Genomic DNA, 17532 nt, shown 5'->3' with positions numbered 1-17532 from the left:
GGGGGGACGGCGGCAGTATCCATGGCCGCCGCCAACGCGCCGTCAAAAAACGCCACACCGCCTTCCACGCCGCATCGACGCGCGGGGCACCAGCGCCGGGCCGCTTCGCACCGGGCTGACATGCCGCACGCACGCCGTTGATGCACTACAGCACACACTGCAGTTCCCAAGGCAACACAGGCATGCGTGCATGCAATCGGAAACGAGTCAGCGCAGATGCAACCTGCTGCTGGTTGAAGACCAGCTCGACCTCGCTGCACTGATGGAACAGGCGCTGGAAGATGGCGGCGGCCGGGTGACCCACGCCTACAGCGTGTTCGATGCGCTGGGGCTGCTGGATACGCAACGCTTCGATGGTGCGGTGCTGGATGTGGAGCTTCGCGATGGCGTGGTGTTCCCGGTTGCCGATCGGCTGGCGGAACTCGGTATTCCCTACCTGTTCGTCTCTGCGGTGTATGACCAGCTGGTACCACTGCGCCACCGCCGCGCAACCTTCGTGGCCAAGCCGTTCCACATCGACCGGTTGCAGGAAGCGGTCCAGCAGGTGGTGGGAGACGTCTGCACGCCCCCGACCACGCACTGAGCGCCAGCGCCCGGGTCAGCCCAAGTGTGGGGCCACCACCTGGCTCAACTGGCGCAGCGCGCCAGCGCGGGAAAGCCCATTCCAGTTGCCACCCGCCACGATGCGGATGTCGGCAGGGTCGGTCCAGAGCAGCCGCATGGACCAGTAGGGGAAGAACCGGCCGCACACCCTGCCCCGGCCCAGTTCCAGCAGTTCGCAATGGCTGCGGGAGCCAAGGATGCGGCTGTACACCACGTTGATGCTGTCTTCCGGTCCCTCGATGTACTGGAGGAAGCGGTTCCCATCGTAAAGAAGCACGCCCGTCACGCCTGCTTCGAAATTGAAGCGGGCGGCGGCCCTGGTGAGGTCGTCCACATGGTCCATGGAAAGCCCCGGTATCGCCTCACTTGCGTAGGCGACTGCGCGGAGGGGCACGTTGATTCCTTCTGACGCAGGAAGTCTCCTGCGCTTCGATCATGGCGACGCTGCTGTAGGGGGGCATGAGGTGTTTCACTGCCGGTCTAGCTCAGTCCTCTCCCCGGCCGCACACCGCAGTAACACGAGCCCTGGATTCACGCGGCTTTTGCGTCGGGTTCGACGACCAGCGGCAGCGTGTCCATCGCCGTGGCATCGGCCTGTTCGGTCGCGGCACCAGCACCTCACGGGCGCGGTTCTGCACTGGGGAGGGTGAGGTCGCACGCTGCATGAAGGGACCTGCACTGGAGAGGTGTGATGAACGTAGGCGGCAAGCCGTCACACCACTATCCTGGAGGCGTCTCCGGCGCATGAATTCACTGCGCCAAGGTGCTCACGCGCTTTCCTGCCGGCGGCGCCGTCCTGCCCGGACGCATTGCAGCAGCTCCCACAACCAGGGCAGTACCACCACGCCCAGCGCCGGCAGCAGGACCAACCACCACACTTCCGGTACGGCCGGCGCTACCGTGAGCGACCAGCGTGGCTGGGCGTGCCAGCCGACCCAGGCCAGCAGTACCCAGGGTGCAGCGTCGAGCACGCTGTGCACGTGCTGCTCGGCCGGGCTGATGCGTCGCCGCCCGTCCGCACTGACGGTATCGAAGTAGCCTGCGACCGCGTGTGCAATGACCAGTACGGCCAGCAATGTGGCAAGTAGCCACGTGTTTTCCAGCAGGAGCCACGCCAGTACGCCGCTGCCGATCAGCACAAGCTGCACCCCGTGCAATGCGCTCTCATCCATGCCCGAGGTCTGCGGCAGGTGGGTCCGCCGGTGGAAATGGAAGTCCAGCGAGCCGGCCGCCAGCCACAGCGCGTACACACCGGCCACGACAATCACGCTCATGCCGGCCCGCTCACGGTGTCAATACGATCTTGCGGCAGTCGTCATCCTTGGCGTCAAACATGGCATACCCCTGCGCTGCATCGGCCAGGCGCATCCTGTGCGAGATGATGTCACCCGGGGCCAGTTTCCCTTCCATGATCGCGTCGAGCAGCTCGGGCATCAGTCCCTGCACGTGGGTCTGCCCCATCTTGAACGTGAGCCCCTTGTCGAACGCATCCCCCAGCAGAAAGCCGTGGATGAAGCCGGCATAGACCCCGGGGATGCTGACCACGCCACCGCGACGCGCTGCCGCGATGCACTGCCGGATCGCTACGCCGCTGCTGCCTTCCAGCTTCACGGCGGTCAACGCTGACTCCAGCGCGCTGCCTTCGGCTTCGAAGCCCACGGCCTCGATGCAGGCGTCCACGCCACGGCCACTGGTCTGGGCCAGGATGTAATCGGCCGGGTCCTCGATCTCGCTGAAGTCGATGGGGGTTACGCCATAGGCGCGCCGCGCATAGTCCAGGCGGTAGCGCAGGTGGTCGACCATGAAGAGGGTCTCCGCGCCCAGAAGCCGGCAGCAGGCCGCGCTCATCAATCCAACCGGGCCTGCGCCGAAAATGGCCACCGTCGAGCCCGGCTTCACCCCTGCATTCAGCGCGGCCTGGTAGCCGGTCGGGAGAATGTCGGACAGGAACAGCACCTGCTCATCGGCCACGCCGTCCGGGATGCGAAGCGGGCCCACGTTCGCCTTTGGAACGCGCACGAATTCGGCCTGGCCACCGGCCACGCCGCCATACAGATGGCTGTATCCGAACAACGCCGCCGGAGGCAGTATGCCCTTCTGATTCAGCGCAGCGCCCTTGCCAGGGTTGGTGGTTTCGCAGGCGGCATACTCGGCCAGCCGGCAGTGGAAGCAGTCACCACAGGCGATCACGAAGGGAATCACCACCCGATCGCCAGGCTTGACCTGGGTCACGCTGCGGCCGACCTCTTCCACCACGCCCATGAATTCGTGGCCCAGCACGTCGCCATCGTGCAGATCGGGAATCCTGCCCCGGTACAGGTGCAGGTCCGACCCGCAGATGGCGGTGGCGGTCACCCGCAGGATGAGATCGTCATCCACCGCCAGTACCGGGTCGGGCACGGTCTCGACGCGCACATCCTTGCGGCCGTGATAGGTCAATGCCTGCATCATGCTGCTCCAGGAAGCCGGGGTTCCAGCATCGCAACGCCTGCATCCCTTCGCAGTGACATCGGGGTGTGCGCGGCGTTCATTCTGCGGCGTCGTGGCGTTAACCCAGCCCGGTGCAGGCTTGGGGTTCACGCCGCAGGAGCTGCACATGAACGACAAGCTTCCCTTCAATCCGACCACGGACGTGGACGATCAGTCGAAGGCGCATACGCCGGACAAGCGGCGCAATGACCGCGCCAGGTGGAAGGACCATGACATGCCTGACGACAGCAATGGCCCCAAAGCCGTTCCCGAAGACTACGAGCGCCCTGATCCGGATCCTACTGGCCAGCGCTGAGTCCGCCTCACGCACCGGATGCGCAGGATTCACGGGCGCTTGTCCGCGACCCGAGCACGCTTCATGACACGCCTTCCGGAGTGGCCTGAACGAGGTGCTGCATGTGGAAACGCAATGGTCTGTCGCTGGTACTGCTTGCCCTCACTGCGCTGTTCATCGTCGGGCAGGCGGTCGCGGGACACCAGGTGCACAACCAGGAGCTGATCGAGCACGGCCGGGCGCCACTCGATCTCTGGCACTACCTGGCGACCGGGCACTTCGTCAGCGCCACGTTCGAAAACTGGGAGAGCGAATTCCTGCAGATGGGGATGTACGTTCTGCTGACGGTCAGCCTGCGGCAACGTGGCTCAGCCGAATCGCGGCCCTTGAATCCGGCGCAGGAACACAATCGCATCGAACCCGGCCCCACGCCCTGGCCAGCCAGGCGCGGTGGCCTGTGGAAGGCCCTTTACGGCCATTCGCTGGCAATTGCGTTCGGGCTGTTGTTCCTGCTCAGCTTTACGCTGCACGCACTGGGCAGCTGGCGGGCCGAACAAGCCGAACAGCAGTTGAAGGGACTGCCGGTGCCCGGCTTCCTGGAGCACCTGGCCAGCAGCACGTTCTGGTTCGAATCCATGCAGAACTGGCAAAGCGAATTCCTGGCCGTGTTGTCGCTGGTGGTGTTGACGATCTTCCTGCGCCAGAAGGATTCGCCGCAATCCAAGCCGGTCGAGGCGCCGCACACCCAGACAGGAGATTGAGCCATGGCAGATGAGCCGTCGACGGCCTTGCTGATCATCGACATGTTCAGTCGTTTTGACTTCCCGGGCGCGCAGCAACTGGCGCCCGCGGCAGAACGCGCGGCCAGGCAGATCCGACGCTTGAGAGACCACTTCGATGACTGCCGGTGGCCGGTCATCTACGCCAATGACAATTTCTCGGACTGGAAGCGGGACTTTCGCCAGCAGGTGGCACAGTGCCAGCGGGACGGAGGTCCGGCCGGGCGCATTGCCACCGGCCTCTCACCGTCGCCCGGCCACTACTTCGTGCTCAAGCCCAAGCACTCGGCTTTCCTGGCCAGCCCCTTGCCGATTCTGCTGGCCAAGCTGGGGGTGCGCCGTCTCTTGCTCAGCGGGATGACGGCCGATTCGTGTGTCCTGGCCACGGCGCTGGACGCCAACGCGAGGGAATTCGACGTGGTGGTGGCACTGGAAGCCGTGGCGGGGACGCCGGGCCAGAAGCAGCGCGCAATGGCGCTGCTTGCCGGTTCGGGCGCAGCTCGGGTCGCGCGCGTTTCCTCACTGGTCTCTACGTGATCAGCAGGATGGAGCCGAAGCCGGCTCAGGCCCGGTCAGCGACACCGCGTACACCCGCGTGACCCGCGCAATGTGCACAGCAGAAGATCTGGCCATTGCCCTCGACGCCATGCCCGATGACTGCGCACTGGCAATGCGCGCAGCGCGGCGCGAAGGCGTGGATCGCGCATTCGAACGAATCGAACGTGCCGCTGCGTCCGCCCTGCTGCAGGGTGAAGCTCTTGTCGTAGTCGTTGCCGCAGACATCACAGGTGGCCATGGGGCACCTCATGCGCTGGAAGGAACATGCAGCGTGGCGAACGCCGATGTCGGTGGCCGTGAATGCATCGTGTCGCGAGCGTGCAGGACGTTCGCACCGTCGCCAGGTCGGCGCGGCCTGCTTCATTGGTCTTTGCCGGGCTCGGCAATGCCGCCACGTGATGCACCGCGACCACACGGAAAGGCCGTCCGCAGCCCTTCGACAACCAGTGAAGACGCATCCTGCTGCAATCGCTCGCGAGGCAGCTGCCGCAGATGGGAGGAAATGCGATCCACCAGCTCATGCGGAAGAACCCTGCCCTGCCCACACCATTGCCCGCCACTGGCATCGGCGACGCCCTGGATGTAGGCACTGGCGCGTGCGCTGGACAGGCTCCGGCAGTGTTCGCCATCGCAGAACCCGTCAGCGCCTTTGCCCTGCAGCAGCGTGATGAGTTCCGCGCCACTGACAAGCCAGGTGCGTGCAGATTGCGTTGTTGCCGCCACGGCGGACCCAGCCAGGGCGCACAGGCTCAGCGTGAGGAGTTGGCGCATGCGACGGCGCGTGCAGCGAGCGGGATGTCCTTTCATCTCGGGGTCCTGGCGGTTGTACTTCTGCATTCAACGCGGCACCGGTCAAAGCTGATCAAGCTGGTTGCGCGGATGAAACTCCGGGTCGTCCTCGGCGTCCAGCATGGCCTCCACCAATGCCTCGAAGGGCCCGGTGGCGCTGTCCAGGTCTGTTGAGGACAGGAATCCGGATGTCCCCGGGCCGGCCAGTGCAATCGCAGCAACTGTCTCCCGCTCACCTTCCTCGGCCCAGAGATAGTCGTGGATCAGTGCCACCCCCCGGTCGCCCGCCTTCAGGAAGTCGGCGGCGCCTCGTGCCACGGCAAGAAACGCGATGAGATCGTAGAGGCTCTCCGAATACGTCAGCGATCCTGCAACAAAGTGCGTACCGGTGCGGTCATAGGCGGCAATCTGGATATTCCCGGCCTGCGCAGCGGCAAGGAAAGCCATCAGTGCGGCGCGATTGTCGGGGTGGCGCGCCAACAGCGCCTGGCAGTCCGCGAGCAGGTGATCCAACGCCTGGTCGCTTGAAGACGCAAGGTGCTGGCCGTTGGCCATGCGCCACTGTCCGGCGATGCTTCGCCAGTCCGGCCAACGGGACGCTGAAGGCACGGGCGCTGCCAGCCATCTGGAAAGGTCCTGATGGGAGATCTGCAGGCGGAGCAGCGCTGAATAAGGCTCTGACAAGGCGATCATCCCCTGTGACTGTGTACAGAGGGCTTGTAGCAGACAACGCATGACCCGCCAACACCCTGGCGGCAGCTTCATGCACTGCCGCAGGCGCGCGGCCAACTATCGCGCGGCCGTTGACCCTCTCACCACGCACGTTCCGTTCATCACCAGTCTGCGCACGGGCAGCTCCGGCGTGCGCAGGCGTTCCAGCAACAGCGACATCGCAGCGCGGCCCATCTCTTCAACCGGCTGCTCGACCACGGTAATGCCGGGTTCGACCAGCTCGGTCCAGCGCTCGTTGTCGAAACCTGCCAGCGCCAACTCGCCGGGGATCGCGAGACCGGCACTGCGGGCCGCCTTCAATGCGCCCATGAGCAGCAGGCTGTTACTGGTGACCAGCGCTTCGGGACGCGAAGGGCCGCCCAGCCACGGGTCGACCGTTGCGATGGCGGCCTCGGCCGTTGGCTCGATCTCGCGGTAATCCGGCTCCAGCCCGCGCGAGCGCATTGCGGCGAGATAGCCGTCACGGCGCTCGGCCGCCGTGGTACTGGTGCTGCCGAAGAGGCCGCCGATGCGGCGATAGCCGCGCTCGGCCAGATGCGCGACCAGGCCGGCCATTGCCGCCGGATTGTCGAGCACCACACTGTCGATCGACCCGCCGGGCGCGGCGCGGTCCACCAGCACCGTCGGATACTCCAGCGTGAGCCGTTCCAGCCGGCCCACCGTGGTCCGGGTGGGCGCGAAGATCAGTCCACTGATGCGTTCTTCGTGCATCAATTGCAGATACAGCGCCTCGCGTTCGGGGTCCTCGTCGGTGTTGCAGAGGGTGACCCGCAGGCCCTCCCGGTACGCGACCTCCTCCACGGCACGGATCAGCGCGGTGAAGAACGGGTTGCGGATATCGGCGACGATCAAGCCGATGATGCCGGTGTGCCGGGAGCGCAGCCGCCTTGCCTGCAGGTTCGGCCGATAGCCGGTCTGGCGGATCGCCACCTCGACGCGGCCGCGAACCTCTTCGCTGACCGGGCCGCCCCCGAGCACCCGCGACACCGTGGACTTGGACACCCCCGCCACGCGCGCGACGTCATTGATGCTGATACTCATTGGAAACGTTCCCGGAAAAGGTCGCCGACCCTGCCCGGGTGGCTGTTCAGGACAATGCTAACGCCAAAGGGCTATTGGCTTTTTGTGCGGTGCACATTGAAATAGTCGATGGGAACGTTCCCAATACGCCATCGCCCCACCCTTCCTGGAGCCCGCCTTGCCACCGCTGCCCTTCCCCACCCCCGTCAGCCGCGAACTGGTCCGCCTCGGCGCACAGGCCCGCGACAAGGCAGATGCCATCGCCCAGGCCGCGCAGATGCTGGTCGCCGCCGGCTGCGTGGCGCCGGGCTACGAGGCCAGCATGGGCCGCCGCGAAGCCGTGGCCAACACCTTCCTCGGCCACGGTGTGGCGATCCCGCATGGGCTTGGTGAGGACCGCCATCTGGTGCTTCGCGATGGCATCGCCGTGCTGCAGTTGCCGGACGGGGTGGAATGGAATCCCGGCCAGGTGACGCAGTTGGTGGTCGGCATCGCTGCCCAGTCCGACACCCACATCACCCTGCTGCGCAGGTTGACCCGGCTGATCCAGGACGAGGCCACGCTGCAGCGCCTGTTTGCGACCACCGATGCGGGTGCGATCGTCACCGCGCTGACCGGGGACAGTGCAATCACGACCGCCCAGGTACCGGCAACCGATCTGGCCGAGCGCTTCGACTGGACCATTGCCTACCCCAATGGCCTGCACGCACGCCCGGCCACGCGCTGGGCAGAGACCGCGCGCAGCTTTGCGGCCCGCGCCCAGGTGCGGGCGGGCAACCAAGCGGCGGACGCCAAAAGCCTGGTCGCCCTGCTGCAACTCGGCCTGCGCCATGGCGATGCGGTCAGCGTGTCTGCCGAAGGGGCCGACGCCCCCGCCCTGCTGAGCGCGCTGCGCAAGGTCATGGACGGCCTGGTAGCCCAGGAAAAAGCCGACGCCGAGCGCGCAGCGCAACGCAAGGCCGCACCGGTGGCTGGCTGGAACCCGCCCGAAGCACAGGCTGCCATCGTCGGTATCGGTGCCAGCCCTGGGCTGGCCATCGGCCCGGTGCATGTCTTGGCCAGCGCGCAGGCCGACGTCGCCGACCGCCCCACCCCGCTCGGCGAAGGCGGGGCGCGCCTGCAGGACGCACTCGCCCGCACCCGCCAGCAGCTGGCCGCGCTGCAGGATGACACCCAGCGCCGGCTCGGCGCCTCGGACGCGGCGATCTTCAAAGCCCACGCCGCCCTGCTGGACGACACCGACCTGATCACCCGCACCTGCCAGCTGATGGTCGAGGGCCACGGTGTCGCGTGGTCCTGGCACCAGGCCATCGAACAGATCGCTTCGGGCCTGGCGGCGCTGGGCAATCCGGTGCTGGCCGGGCGCGCCGCCGACCTGCGCGACGTTGGCCGGCGCGTACTGGCGCAGCTGGATCCGTCTGCCGCCGGTGGCGGCCTGGCCGACCTGCCCGCGCACCCGTGCATCCTGCTCGCAGCCGACCTGTCGCCGTCAGACACGGCCCACCTCGACACCACCCGCGTGCTCGGCCTGGCCACCGCGCAGGGCGGGCCGACCTCGCATACCGCCATCCTCTCGCGCACGCTCGGCCTGCCGGCGCTGGTCGCCGGGGGCGCCGGGCTGCTGGCGATCCAGCCGGGCAGCGAGGCGATCATCGACGGCAGCTGCGGTCGGCTCTATCTGTCGCCCTCCGGGACCGATCTCGCTTCGGCGCGCGCGTGGATTGCCGAGCAGCAGCAGGTGCGCGAGCGCGAAGCCGCGCAACGCGCGCAACCGGCGCAGACCACCGATGGCCACCGTATTGACATCGGTGCCAATGTGAATCTGCCCGAGCAGGTGCCGCTGGCGCTGGAACAGGGGGCGGAGGGCGTTGGCCTGATGCGCACCGAGTTCCTGTTCCTGGAGCGTGGCAGCACGCCAAGCGAGGATGAGCAGTACGCCACCTATCTGGCCATGGCGCGGGCGCTCGATGGCCGCCCGTTGATCGTGCGTGCACTGGACATCGGCGGCGACAAGCAGGTGGCACACCTGGAGCTGCCGCATGAGGAAAACCCGTTCCTGGGCGTGCGCGGCGCGCGCCTGCTGTTGCGTCGCCCCGACCTGCTGGAACCACAGCTGCGTGCGCTGTACCGCGCGGCGAAAGACGGCGCGCGCCTGTCCATCATGTTCCCGATGATCACCTCGGTTCCGGAGCTGACCGCGCTGCGTGCGATCTGCGAGCGCCAGCGCGCCGAGCTGGACGCGCCCGAGGTGCCGATCGGCATCATGATCGAAGTGCCGGCCGCTGCCGCCCAGAGTGACGTACTGGCCCGCCACGCCGACTTCTTCTCGATCGGCACCAACGACCTGACCCAGTACGTGCTGGCCATCGATCGCCAGAATCCGGAACTGGCCGTCGAGGCCGACAGCCTGCACCCGGCGGTACTGCGCGCGATCCGCACCACGGTGGAAGGCGCACGCATGCACGGGCGCTGGGTCGGTGTCTGCGGTGGCCTGGCCGGCGATCCGTTCGGTGCGATGCTGTTGGCGGGCCTGGGCGTGGACGAACTGTCGATGACCCCGAACGACATCCCGGCGGTGAAGGCACGCCTGCGCGGCAGCGCGCTGGCCGATCTGCGAACGCTCGCCGCGACGGCGCTGGGCTGCGAAACCGCAGAGCAGGTGCGCGCCCTCGACGGAGTACGTGCATGAATGCCGGTGCAGTCACCATCACCCTGAATCCGGCGATCGACCAGACCGTGCGCCTGGCGCGCCTGCAGCCGGGCCACGTGCACCGTGCCCGCAGCAGCCGCGATGATGCCGGCGGCAAGGGCATCAACGTCGCCGCCTGCCTGGCCGACTGGGGCGTGCCGACCTCCGCACTGGGCGTGCTCGGTGACGGCAACGTCGGTGCGTTCGATGCGCTGTTCTCGGCGCGGGGCATTGCTGATGCCTGCCTTCGCGTACCGGGGCACACCCGCACCAACATCAAGCTGGTTGCAGAGGACAGCGGCGAGACCACGGACATCAACCTGCCCGGGCTGACGCTCGGGGGTGCCGATCTGGACGCCGTGGCACGCCGGCTTGATGCATTGTTGCGGCCGGAGCTGCCGGTGGTGTTGTCCGGTAGCCTGCCGTCCGGCCTGCCAGTCGACGCGTGGGCTCGACTCCAGGCGCGGGCCGGTGCCGCAGGTGCGCGCGTGCTGCTGGACACCAGCGGCGACGCGCTTGCGGCCGCCTTGGGCGGCGCACGAGGCGCGCTGCCCTACGCGGTCAAGCCCAACCGCCACGAACTGGAGGCCTGGATCGGCACGCCGCTGCCGGATCGACATGCCCTGCGAGCGGCGGGCGTGGCGCTGGTTGAACGCGGGATCACACTGGTGGCGATCTCGATGGGCACCGACGGCGCGCTGTTCGTTGATCGCAGCGGCGCGCTGATCGCGCGACCGGCGCGGCTGGCCCAGGGCAGCACGGTCGGCGCGGGCGACGCAATGGTCGCCGGCATCGCTGCCGCATTGCTGGAGCCTGCCTTCGATCTGGCTGGCTGCGCACGACTGGCCACGGCGTTCTCGATGAGCCGCCTGGAAAGCGGCGACGCGCGACGGTTGGATCCGGCGCAGGTGCGCCAGTGGAGCGGCGACGTGCTGATCGAGCGTTTGGATTGAGACGACCGCAGGAGGCGCTGTTGCTGGCTTCAACCAGCGTCCGGCGCCTCCTGCAAGGACGAACCCGAAGCATTCCAGGAGTTCCCATGCAAGTTTCCACCGTAGTCATCGCCGCAGGCGATCGCAGCATCGAAGCGGTTCTCGCCGCCGAAGCGCTGCGTAGCGCCGCCCGCCAGCGCGGGTTCGAACTGGCGATCGAAATCCGCAGCGCCCAGGGCGTCACCGGCGCGTTGACCGCCGCACAGGCCAGCACCGCAACGCCGCTGCTGCTGGTCGGTGACGGCGAGGCAGACACGTCCCGCTTCGGCAACGCCCAGATCGTGCGCGCGAGCCTTGGCGAAGTGCTGGACGATCCGCTTGCTGCGCTGGCGCCGCTTTCGGTCGCACCCAGGGCAGGCAGCGGCCAGCGCATCGTCGCGGTCACGTCCTGCCCGACCGGCATCGCCCACACCTTCATGGCGGCCGAAGGCCTGCAGCAGGCCGCCAGGGCGTTGGGCCACGTCATCCGGGTCGAGACCCAGGGTTCGGTTGGCGCGCAGGATGCATTGAACGACGAGGAAATCGCGGCCGCCGACCTGGTGCTGATTGCCGCCGACCGCGAAGTGGATCTGTCGCGCTTCGCCGGCAAGCGCCTGTTCAAGAGTGGTACCAAGCCAGCGATCAACGATGGCCAGAACCTGGTCCGCAAGGCGCTGGCCGAGGCCGGCGTGCACGCGGCTACGGCGGTTGCTGGCCGCACCCCCGAAAAGACCAGGGCCACCGGCCCCTACAAGCACCTGATGACCGGTGTGTCGTTCATGCTGCCGTTCGTTACCGCCGGTGGCCTGCTGATCGCGTTGGCCTTTGCGCTGGGCGGCATCTACGCCTTCGATGATGCACACAAGGGCACGCTGGCCTGGTCGCTGTTCCAGATCGGTGCCAAGTCCGGCTTCATGTTGATGGTGCCGGCACTGGCCGGTTACATCGCCTACTCCATCGCCGACCGCCCCGGCATCGCGCCCGGCATGATCGGTGGGCTGGTTGCGGTCAACATGGATGCAGGCTTCATCGGCGGCATCCTCGCCGGCTTCATCGCCGGCTATGGCGTGCACTGGATCAATCGTGCACTGCGCCTGCCGCGCAGCCTGGAGGGCCTCAAGCCGGTGCTGATCCTGCCGGTGCTGGGCACGCTGCTGGTCGGCCTGCTGATGATGTATGTGATCGGTACGCCGGTGGCCGGGCTGCTGGCATGGCTGACCGACTGGCTGCGCGGGATGCAGGGCAGCAGCGCGATCCTGCTCGGCCTGCTGCTGGGCGGAATGATGGCGGTGGACATGGGTGGGCCGGTCAACAAGGCGTCCTACGCCTTCTCCACTGCATTGATCTCCAGCCAGGTCTACACGCCGATGGCGGCAACAATGATCGGCGGCATGACCCCGCCGCTGGGCATTGCGCTGGCAACGTGGTTGTTCAGCAACCGCTTCACCGCCGAAGAGCGCGGTACTGCCGGTGCCGCCGGCGTGCTTGGCTTGAGTTTCGTGACCGAGGGCGCGATCCCTTACGCCGCACGCGATCCGCTGCGCACCATTCCCGCGCTGATTCTGGGCTCCGCCGTAGCCGGCGCGATCTCGATGGCCGCGGGCGTCGAGCTGAAGGTGCCGCACGGCGGTGTATTCGTGCTGCCGATCCCGAACGCGGTCACGCACCTGGGCATCTACCTGCTGGCGTTGCTGGCCGGCGTGGCGGTCACTGCGGTCGCACTGCGCATACTCAAGAAGCCGGTCACCACGCCGGCCTGATCCATCCCATCGCCAAGACCCTGCCACCGCCCCTGCGCGCGCAGGAGCGCGGTGACCTGCGCCCTGCACAAGGAGCCTCGCCCATGCCCCGCTCTTCCCGATACGTGTTGCCGATGGTGATCGTGCTGACCCTGCCGTCCCTGCCCGCCGCCGCCGACGCCAATGACGTCTTCACTCCCAGGCTCGCCTACACCGGCGAAGCCGCCGCCACGCTTGATGGTGGCAAGCGCAGCGGCACCGCCTATGCCGGACAGCTCATGTTCGGCGCCGATGTGGATCTGGACGCCGCGTTCGGCTGGCGGGGCGCGACGATCAAGGCCTACGGCATCAACCGCCATGGCACCAACCTGGCCAACAGCAGCACTGGCAACAGCACCTCGGTGCAGGAAATCTACGGCGGCCAGGGCACGCGCCTGGCCAACCTGACGCTCGAGCAGAAACTGCTGGATGACCGGCTGGTACTGGAAGCCGGGCGCAGCGTCGCCAACATCCACCACCTCGGCTCGGAGCTGTGCCAGTACTTCCAGGGCAACTCGGCCTGCGGCAACCCGACCTACGTGTTCCGCACCAGCAATTTCACCTGGTGGCCGGTATCGAGCTGGATGGCCGATGCCACGGCCTGGGTGACGCCCGATGTCTATGTGCGCGTCGGCGCCTATCAGGTCGACCCCAGCCAGGCCGAGGACGGCCAGCATGGGCTGAAGTGGAATACGAACCAGGCCACCGGCTGGATCGTGCCCTACACGATCGGCTGGCGCAGCCCTGGATCGGCGCGGCTGAAAGCCCGGTACGAGCTCGGTGGCTGGCAGGACAACTCGGCCTATCTCGATCCACTGCGTGATGCCAACGGCGCCCCGGCGCTGCTCAGTGGCCAGGTCCATGCGACCCATCGTGGCCGCTCCGGTGCGTTCGCGCGCTTCGAGCAGCAGCTTACCGGCGATGGCAATGGTCGCGGCCTGACCCTTTTCGGTGCCGCGCTCAAGGGTACCTCCGGCCAGTTGATCGAGGATCACTTCCTGCAGGCCGGCCTGGTCCAGAGAGGTACGCTGGCGCGGCGACCGCAGGACAGCATCGCCTTCGTCGTCACCCAGCAGAAGTACAGCGGTATCGCGCTGGAGAACCTGCGCCTTGCCCGTGCCGCGGCGGGTGGCAGCGGCACCCCGCACGGAAGCCAGGTGATGATGGAGCTGAGCTATGGCATCCAGCTCACCCCGCAGCTTCGGGTCGCGCCGAACCTGCACTACATCGTGCATCCCGACCAGTTCAATGAACCCGCACGCCAGCGTGACCTGCCGAATGCGCTGATCGCCGGCCTGCGGATCGACTGGAGCCTGTAAGGCAACGGCCAGTGGCCGCGAAGCGCTGCCAGCGTGACGCACCGACGCGCTCCCTCCGCCCGCAGAGCCATCGCGGCGTGCCGGCCCGCTGCGGCGTCGCCCTCCGGTGCATGCCCCCGGCGGGCTTCAAGGACTGTTCGCTGCCCACGCCAGTTCGAACGTCAACGCCAGCCGCTGCCCCGGCTCCAGCCGATGCGGCGCCAGGGTGAAGCCGTCCGGCGGGCCACTCTGCGGTTCGACACAGGTCGCGTGTGACGCACCGTCGTAGACCACCCAATGGTCGTTGTCCGACCGCAGCCGCAGGCGCTGGCCCCCACGCACCAGGGTGATGCCGCTTTCGGCGATGAAGCAGTCGTCCCATGGGCCGTGGGCAGGAGACACACAGGGCAGCGTGGCAATGCCCTCTCCGTCCCGCGGATACATGGCGCGAGGGCTGAACAGCAGTCGATCCGGCTTCCGGAACCACGGGTGCCAGCCCAGTACCGCCGGCATCGCCTGCTCGCCCGCCTGGACCGAGAGACGCAGCTGCAGGCGGTGAGGGTGCAGGGTCACTTCCTGGACGGCAACGCCACCAAAGGGCCAGTACCTGTCGCGTGGCAGCGCCAGCGACAGCGTGGCCGTGGCCGCCTCCATGCGCTCGACCTGCCAGGGCCGCGTGAAGCCCACGCCATGGATGGCATGCCCGCCGAAATTCAGCGGCAGCGCATGCGACGCGCCGTCGAAGCGGAACTGTCCCTGACGGATGCGCCCGGCCCACGGCACCATCGGGTAGCAGCCCCATGCGATCGCCGCCGGACCCGCCTGCTGCGCATCCACCAGCCATTCCACGCCGCAGTAGCGCAGGTGCGCCACGCGCCCGCCCGCCCCCGTCGCCAGCGCAACCTCCAGATCGCCGCACCTCAGCCAGTGCAGCTCACCGGGCGGCAGCGCGGCGAGTGCATCGTCCACCGCCAGCACGCGCTCATGCACCATAGGGATCGACCGTGCCGATGCTGCCGTCCTGCGCCATGTGCAGTGGCGTGCACTTGGCCGAGCGCAGGTGGGTCACGCCGCCCGAGAGCAGTGCATCGTGATAGAACAGGTACCACTGCCCTTCGAACTGGCAGATGGAGTGGTGCGTGGTCCAGCCCACCACGGGCGTCAGGATCACCCCGCCATAGGTGAACGGCCCGTAGGGGCTGTCGCCCACGGCATAGCACAGCAGGTGCGTGTTGCCGGTGGAATACGAGAGGTAGTAACGGCCCTGGTACTTGTGCAGCCACGGCCCTTCGAAGAAGCGTCGCGCGTGATCATCCGCGCGCAGTGGCTGGCCATGCTCATCCAGGATCTGGACTTCGCGGGTGGCTTCGGCCAGCTCGGTCATGCTGGCGTCAAGCCTGCCCACGCGCGGGCCCAGCGCCGGTGCACTGCCCTCGGGTTCCTGGTGGGCGTCGTTGTACTGGTTGTCACGATACTTCTGCAGCTGCCCGCCCCAGATGCCGCCGAAGTACAGGTAGTGGCTGCCGTCATCGTCTTCGAACACGGCCGGGTCGATCGAGTAGGCGCCCTTCATCGGCTCTGCGAGGGGAACGAACGGCCCATCGGGCCGCTCGCCGATGGCCACGCCGATGCGGAAGCGACCGCTGGCGTCCTTGGCCGGGAAGTAGAGGTAGTAGCGGCCATCGCGACAGGCGGCATCGGGGGCCCACATCTGTTTGCGGGCCCAGGGCACGTCCCGCACATGCAACGCCATGCCGCAATCGACGGCGGTGCCGTCGGGCGTATCCATCTTAAGCACGTGGTAGTCCTGCATGCCGAAATGGCCGCCTTCATCGTCGAATGGCTGGCCGCCGTCGATGTCGTGCGACGGATAGATGTACAGGCGCCCCTCGAACACGTGTGCCGAGGGGTCGGCGGTATAGATGTGGGTCACCAACGGTTGCGAAATGGCATGCGTGGCGAGCTGCGCAAGCCGGGCTTCATCGGCCCGGCCGTCTTCACCGGCAGAGTGGTCGATCATGGTCGTCATCCTGGGTTCAAGCGGAGGCGTCGGCGGAACGACGACGCAGCAGGAGATCCTGTTCGATGCGGGTTTCGGCACGCTTGTCGATCTCGTAGGCGAACAGCAGCGCCACGGCGAGCAGGAAGGGAATGGAGCAGTAGACGCTGATGGTCAGGCGAATGCCTTCCACCACCGCCTCGGGCTGCTGCGCCAGGCCTGCCTGGTAGCCATAGTGGGCAAGGATGGCGGCTACCAGTGCGCCGCCCACGCTGAGGCCGATCTTCAGGCCGCACAGCATCGCCGAGAAGATGATCGCAGTGGCGCGGCGATGGTTCTTCCACTCGGAGTAATCCGCGACGTCCGCGATCATCGCCCACAGCAGCGGGATGGTGATGCCGTAGCAGAAGCCATGCAGCATGAAGGCGCCGAAGGCCACGGCGACTGCGGTGGGCGGGAAGAGAAGGAAGGCGAGCAGGAACAGGGTCGATACGAACAGCGCACCGCCAAAGACATCGCGCTTTCCGAAGCGGTCGGCCAGCCGCCGCGACAGGCCGATGCCCAGGATCATGCAGAGGATGCCGCAGGCATTGAACAGGCTGAAGGCCGAGGTGGCGGCATCCCTGGGCCAGGTGAATGCGGCAAGACCGGCACGGGCCAGGCCCGCATTCAGGCCACCGATCAGCCCATTGAAGCCCGAATCCTGCAGGAATGCGACCAGCGCCGCTTCGCTCATGTAGTACTGGAAGTAATAGATGTAGCTGCCGCCTTTCAGCGCCAGGTTGATGAACACCAGCACGGTCAGCGCGAGCATCACCTGCCACGGCCGGTTGTGCAGCAGGTCGGACAGGTCCTGCAGTACGCCGCCGGTCTGCTCGCGGGTCGGCACGATGCGTTCGCGGGTGGTGGCGAAGGTGATCAGGAAGAACAGCGTGCCGATGAGGGCGAACGCGGTCATCACCCGTTCGAAGCCGCGCACCCGGTCACCGTCCCCCAGGATCAGCACCAGTGGCATCAACAGCACCTGGATGATGAACTGCGCGATCATCACGGCTACGAACCGGTAGGCCGAGAGGCTGTTGCGCTGGGCCATGCTGCCGGTCAGAACACCGCTCAACGCCGAGTAAGGCAGGTTGTTCGCGGCGTAGACGCACACCAGCAGCGCGTAGGTGGTCAGCGCATAGACCACCTTTCCGCGCTCACCCAGGTCCGGTGTACTGAATGCCAGCAGTGACAGCACGCCGAATGGAATGGCCGTCCACAGGATCCACGGGCGGAAGCGCCCCCAGCGCGTGGACGTGCGATCGGCCGCGATGCCGATCAACGGGGTGAACACGAATGCGCCAAGCAGGCCGACCACGAAGATGATCGTCGCCGCCGTGGCCGCCGGCAGGCGATAGACGTCGGTGTAGAAGAACGCCAGATAGGTGATCAGGGTCTGGAAGATCAGGTTGGCCGCAAGATCGCCCAGGCTGTAGCCGAGCTTTTCGCGTACCGATAGCGCGTGTTCAGTGCTTGCCATGCAGCGGACGTCCTGGAAAAGGGATCTGAA

18 protein-coding genes are annotated in these 17532 nt (G+C 67.1%); 8 read left to right on the top strand and 10 right to left on the bottom strand.

Annotated elements, in window-relative coordinates; genetic code table 11:
• Positions 1-190: 190 nt before the first annotated feature.
• Positions 191-583, top strand: coding sequence for a response regulator (locus ARC23_RS02435; RefSeq protein ID WP_057495753.1), 393 nt, complete (start codon positions 191-193; stop codon positions 581-583).
• Between the two features lie 15 nt (positions 584-598).
• Here the strand turns inward: ARC23_RS02435 and ARC23_RS02430 are convergent, their stop codons facing one another.
• The 3 genes from ARC23_RS02430 to ARC23_RS02420 form a co-directional block, all read right to left on the bottom strand.
• Positions 599-997, bottom strand: a complete 399-nt coding sequence (locus tag ARC23_RS02430) for a BLUF domain-containing protein (protein WP_080392995.1) — start codon at positions 995-997, stop codon at positions 599-601.
• A 373-nt stretch (positions 998-1370) separates the two neighbouring features.
• Positions 1371-1877: a hypothetical protein gene (locus ARC23_RS02425; RefSeq protein WP_057495751.1), complete on the bottom strand. Its 507-nt coding sequence runs from the start codon at positions 1875-1877 to the stop codon at positions 1371-1373.
• Between the two features lie 10 nt (positions 1878-1887).
• Positions 1888-3051: a zinc-dependent alcohol dehydrogenase gene (locus ARC23_RS02420; RefSeq protein WP_057495786.1), complete on the bottom strand. Its 1164-nt coding sequence runs from the start codon at positions 3049-3051 to the stop codon at positions 1888-1890.
• A gap of 148 nt (positions 3052-3199) precedes the next feature.
• On the opposite strand from ARC23_RS02420, the gene ARC23_RS02415 reads away from it, so the two are divergent.
• From ARC23_RS02415 to ARC23_RS02405, 3 genes are all read left to right on the top strand, one after another.
• Entirely contained in the window at positions 3200-3388 is a 189-nt protein-coding gene (locus ARC23_RS02415) for a hypothetical protein (protein ID WP_057495750.1), read from the top strand.
• Between the two features lie 101 nt (positions 3389-3489).
• Positions 3490-4128 carry a DUF6766 family protein gene (locus tag ARC23_RS02410; RefSeq protein ID WP_057495749.1) on the top strand — a complete coding sequence of 213 codons (639 nt, stop codon included), beginning with the start codon at positions 3490-3492 and terminating at the stop codon, positions 4126-4128.
• Positions 4129-4131: 3 nt separating this feature from the next.
• The gene (locus tag ARC23_RS02405) at positions 4132-4683 is read left to right on the top strand and encodes a cysteine hydrolase family protein (RefSeq protein ID WP_057495748.1); all 552 of its coding nucleotides are present in this window, start codon (positions 4132-4134) and stop codon (positions 4681-4683) included.
• Positions 4684-4708: 25 nt separating this feature from the next.
• On the opposite strand, the gene ARC23_RS02400 is transcribed toward ARC23_RS02405, so the two are convergent.
• The 4 genes from ARC23_RS02400 to ARC23_RS02385 form a co-directional block, all read right to left on the bottom strand.
• Positions 4709-4942, bottom strand: a complete 234-nt coding sequence (locus ARC23_RS02400) for a hypothetical protein (RefSeq protein WP_057495747.1) — start codon at positions 4940-4942, stop codon at positions 4709-4711.
• 122 nt (positions 4943-5064) lie between these two features.
• A complete protein-coding gene (locus ARC23_RS02395; RefSeq protein WP_238985168.1) occupies positions 5065-5541 on the bottom strand; it encodes a Rap1a/Tai family immunity protein in 477 nt (158 codons plus the stop codon).
• A gap of 15 nt (positions 5542-5556) precedes the next feature.
• Entirely contained in the window at positions 5557-6048 is a 492-nt protein-coding gene (locus ARC23_RS02390) for a hypothetical protein (RefSeq protein ID WP_080393000.1), read from the bottom strand.
• Between the two features lie 234 nt (positions 6049-6282).
• Positions 6283-7266 (bottom strand): LacI family DNA-binding transcriptional regulator, encoded by a 984-nt coding sequence (locus ARC23_RS02385; RefSeq protein ID WP_057495746.1) that lies wholly within the window; start codon positions 7264-7266, stop codon positions 6283-6285.
• Between the two features lie 157 nt (positions 7267-7423).
• Here ARC23_RS02385 and ptsP point away from each other — a divergent pair, with 157 nt between their 5' ends.
• From ptsP to ARC23_RS02365, 4 genes are all read left to right on the top strand, one after another.
• The gene (ptsP, locus tag ARC23_RS02380) at positions 7424-9934 is read left to right on the top strand and encodes a phosphoenolpyruvate--protein phosphotransferase (protein WP_057495745.1); all 2511 of its coding nucleotides are present in this window, start codon (positions 7424-7426) and stop codon (positions 9932-9934) included.
• Complete coding sequence (locus tag ARC23_RS02375) at positions 9931-10887, top strand: 1-phosphofructokinase family hexose kinase (protein WP_057495744.1); 957 nt, start codon at positions 9931-9933, stop codon at positions 10885-10887. Before ptsP ends, ARC23_RS02375 begins: the two co-directional genes overlap by 4 nt.
• 86 nt (positions 10888-10973) lie before the next feature.
• Positions 10974-12665 (top strand): fructose-specific PTS transporter subunit EIIC, encoded by a 1692-nt coding sequence (locus ARC23_RS02370; protein WP_057495743.1) that lies wholly within the window; start codon positions 10974-10976, stop codon positions 12663-12665.
• A 113-nt stretch (positions 12666-12778) separates the two neighbouring features.
• A complete protein-coding gene (locus tag ARC23_RS02365) occupies positions 12779-14002 on the top strand; it encodes a carbohydrate porin (protein ID WP_411847887.1) in 1224 nt (407 codons plus the stop codon).
• Positions 14003-14128: 126 nt separating this feature from the next.
• On the opposite strand, the gene ARC23_RS02360 is transcribed toward ARC23_RS02365, so the two are convergent.
• Genes ARC23_RS02360 through ARC23_RS02350 form a run of 3 tightly spaced genes read right to left on the bottom strand, consistent with a single transcriptional unit; the run spans position 14129 to position 17502 of the window.
• Positions 14129-14974 (bottom strand): aldose epimerase family protein, encoded by an 846-nt coding sequence (locus tag ARC23_RS02360; RefSeq protein ID WP_057495741.1) that lies wholly within the window; start codon positions 14972-14974, stop codon positions 14129-14131.
• The gene (locus ARC23_RS02355; protein WP_057495783.1) at positions 14964-16001 is read right to left on the bottom strand and encodes a glycoside hydrolase family 43 protein; all 1038 of its coding nucleotides are present in this window, start codon (positions 15999-16001) and stop codon (positions 14964-14966) included. Before ARC23_RS02355 ends, ARC23_RS02360 begins: the two co-directional genes overlap by 11 nt.
• Before the next feature lie 16 nt (positions 16002-16017).
• A complete protein-coding gene (locus tag ARC23_RS02350) occupies positions 16018-17502 on the bottom strand; it encodes an MFS transporter (RefSeq protein ID WP_057495740.1) in 1485 nt (494 codons plus the stop codon).
• Between the last annotated feature and the right edge of the window lie 30 nt (positions 17503-17532).

It is taken from the genome of Stenotrophomonas beteli (genome assembly GCF_001431665.1).
Lineage (GTDB): Bacteria > Pseudomonadota > Gammaproteobacteria > Xanthomonadales > Xanthomonadaceae > Stenotrophomonas > Stenotrophomonas beteli.
This window is presented reverse-complemented; position numbering and strand designations above follow the sequence as displayed.

Bases quoted from the DNA above. Each gene is read 5' to 3' on its own strand.
- ARC23_RS02350 (WP_057495740.1), bottom strand. From the start codon at position 17,502: ATGGCAAGCACTGAACACGCGCTATCGGTACGCGAAAAGCTCGGCTAC.
- ARC23_RS02410 (WP_057495749.1), top strand. From the start codon at position 3,490: ATGTGGAAACGCAATGGTCTGTCGCTGGTACTGCTTGCCCTCACTGCG.
- ARC23_RS02415 (WP_057495750.1), top strand. From the start codon at position 3,200: ATGAACGACAAGCTTCCCTTCAATCCGACCACGGACGTGGACGATCAG.
- ARC23_RS02435 (WP_057495753.1), top strand. From the start codon at position 191: ATGCAATCGGAAACGAGTCAGCGCAGATGCAACCTGCTGCTGGTTGAA.
- ARC23_RS02390 (WP_080393000.1), bottom strand. From the start codon at position 6,048: ATGGCCAACGGCCAGCACCTTGCGTCTTCAAGCGACCAGGCGTTGGAT.
- ARC23_RS02360 (WP_057495741.1), bottom strand. From the start codon at position 14,974: ATGGTGCATGAGCGCGTGCTGGCGGTGGACGATGCACTCGCCGCGCTG.
- ARC23_RS02365 (WP_411847887.1), top strand. From the start codon at position 12,779: ATGGTGATCGTGCTGACCCTGCCGTCCCTGCCCGCCGCCGCCGACGCC.
- ARC23_RS02385 (WP_057495746.1), bottom strand. From the start codon at position 7,266: ATGAGTATCAGCATCAATGACGTCGCGCGCGTGGCGGGGGTGTCCAAG.
- ARC23_RS02420 (WP_057495786.1), bottom strand. From the start codon at position 3,051: ATGCAGGCATTGACCTATCACGGCCGCAAGGATGTGCGCGTCGAGACC.
- ARC23_RS02400 (WP_057495747.1), bottom strand. From the start codon at position 4,942: ATGGCCACCTGTGATGTCTGCGGCAACGACTACGACAAGAGCTTCACC.
- ARC23_RS02355 (WP_057495783.1), bottom strand. From the start codon at position 16,001: ATGATCGACCACTCTGCCGGTGAAGACGGCCGGGCCGATGAAGCCCGG.
- ARC23_RS02405 (WP_057495748.1), top strand. From the start codon at position 4,132: ATGGCAGATGAGCCGTCGACGGCCTTGCTGATCATCGACATGTTCAGT.
- ARC23_RS02425 (WP_057495751.1), bottom strand. From the start codon at position 1,877: ATGAGCGTGATTGTCGTGGCCGGTGTGTACGCGCTGTGGCTGGCGGCC.
- ARC23_RS02375 (WP_057495744.1), top strand. From the start codon at position 9,931: ATGAATGCCGGTGCAGTCACCATCACCCTGAATCCGGCGATCGACCAG.
- ARC23_RS02370 (WP_057495743.1), top strand. From the start codon at position 10,974: ATGCAAGTTTCCACCGTAGTCATCGCCGCAGGCGATCGCAGCATCGAA.
- ARC23_RS02395 (WP_238985168.1), bottom strand. From the start codon at position 5,541: ATGCAGAAGTACAACCGCCAGGACCCCGAGATGAAAGGACATCCCGCT.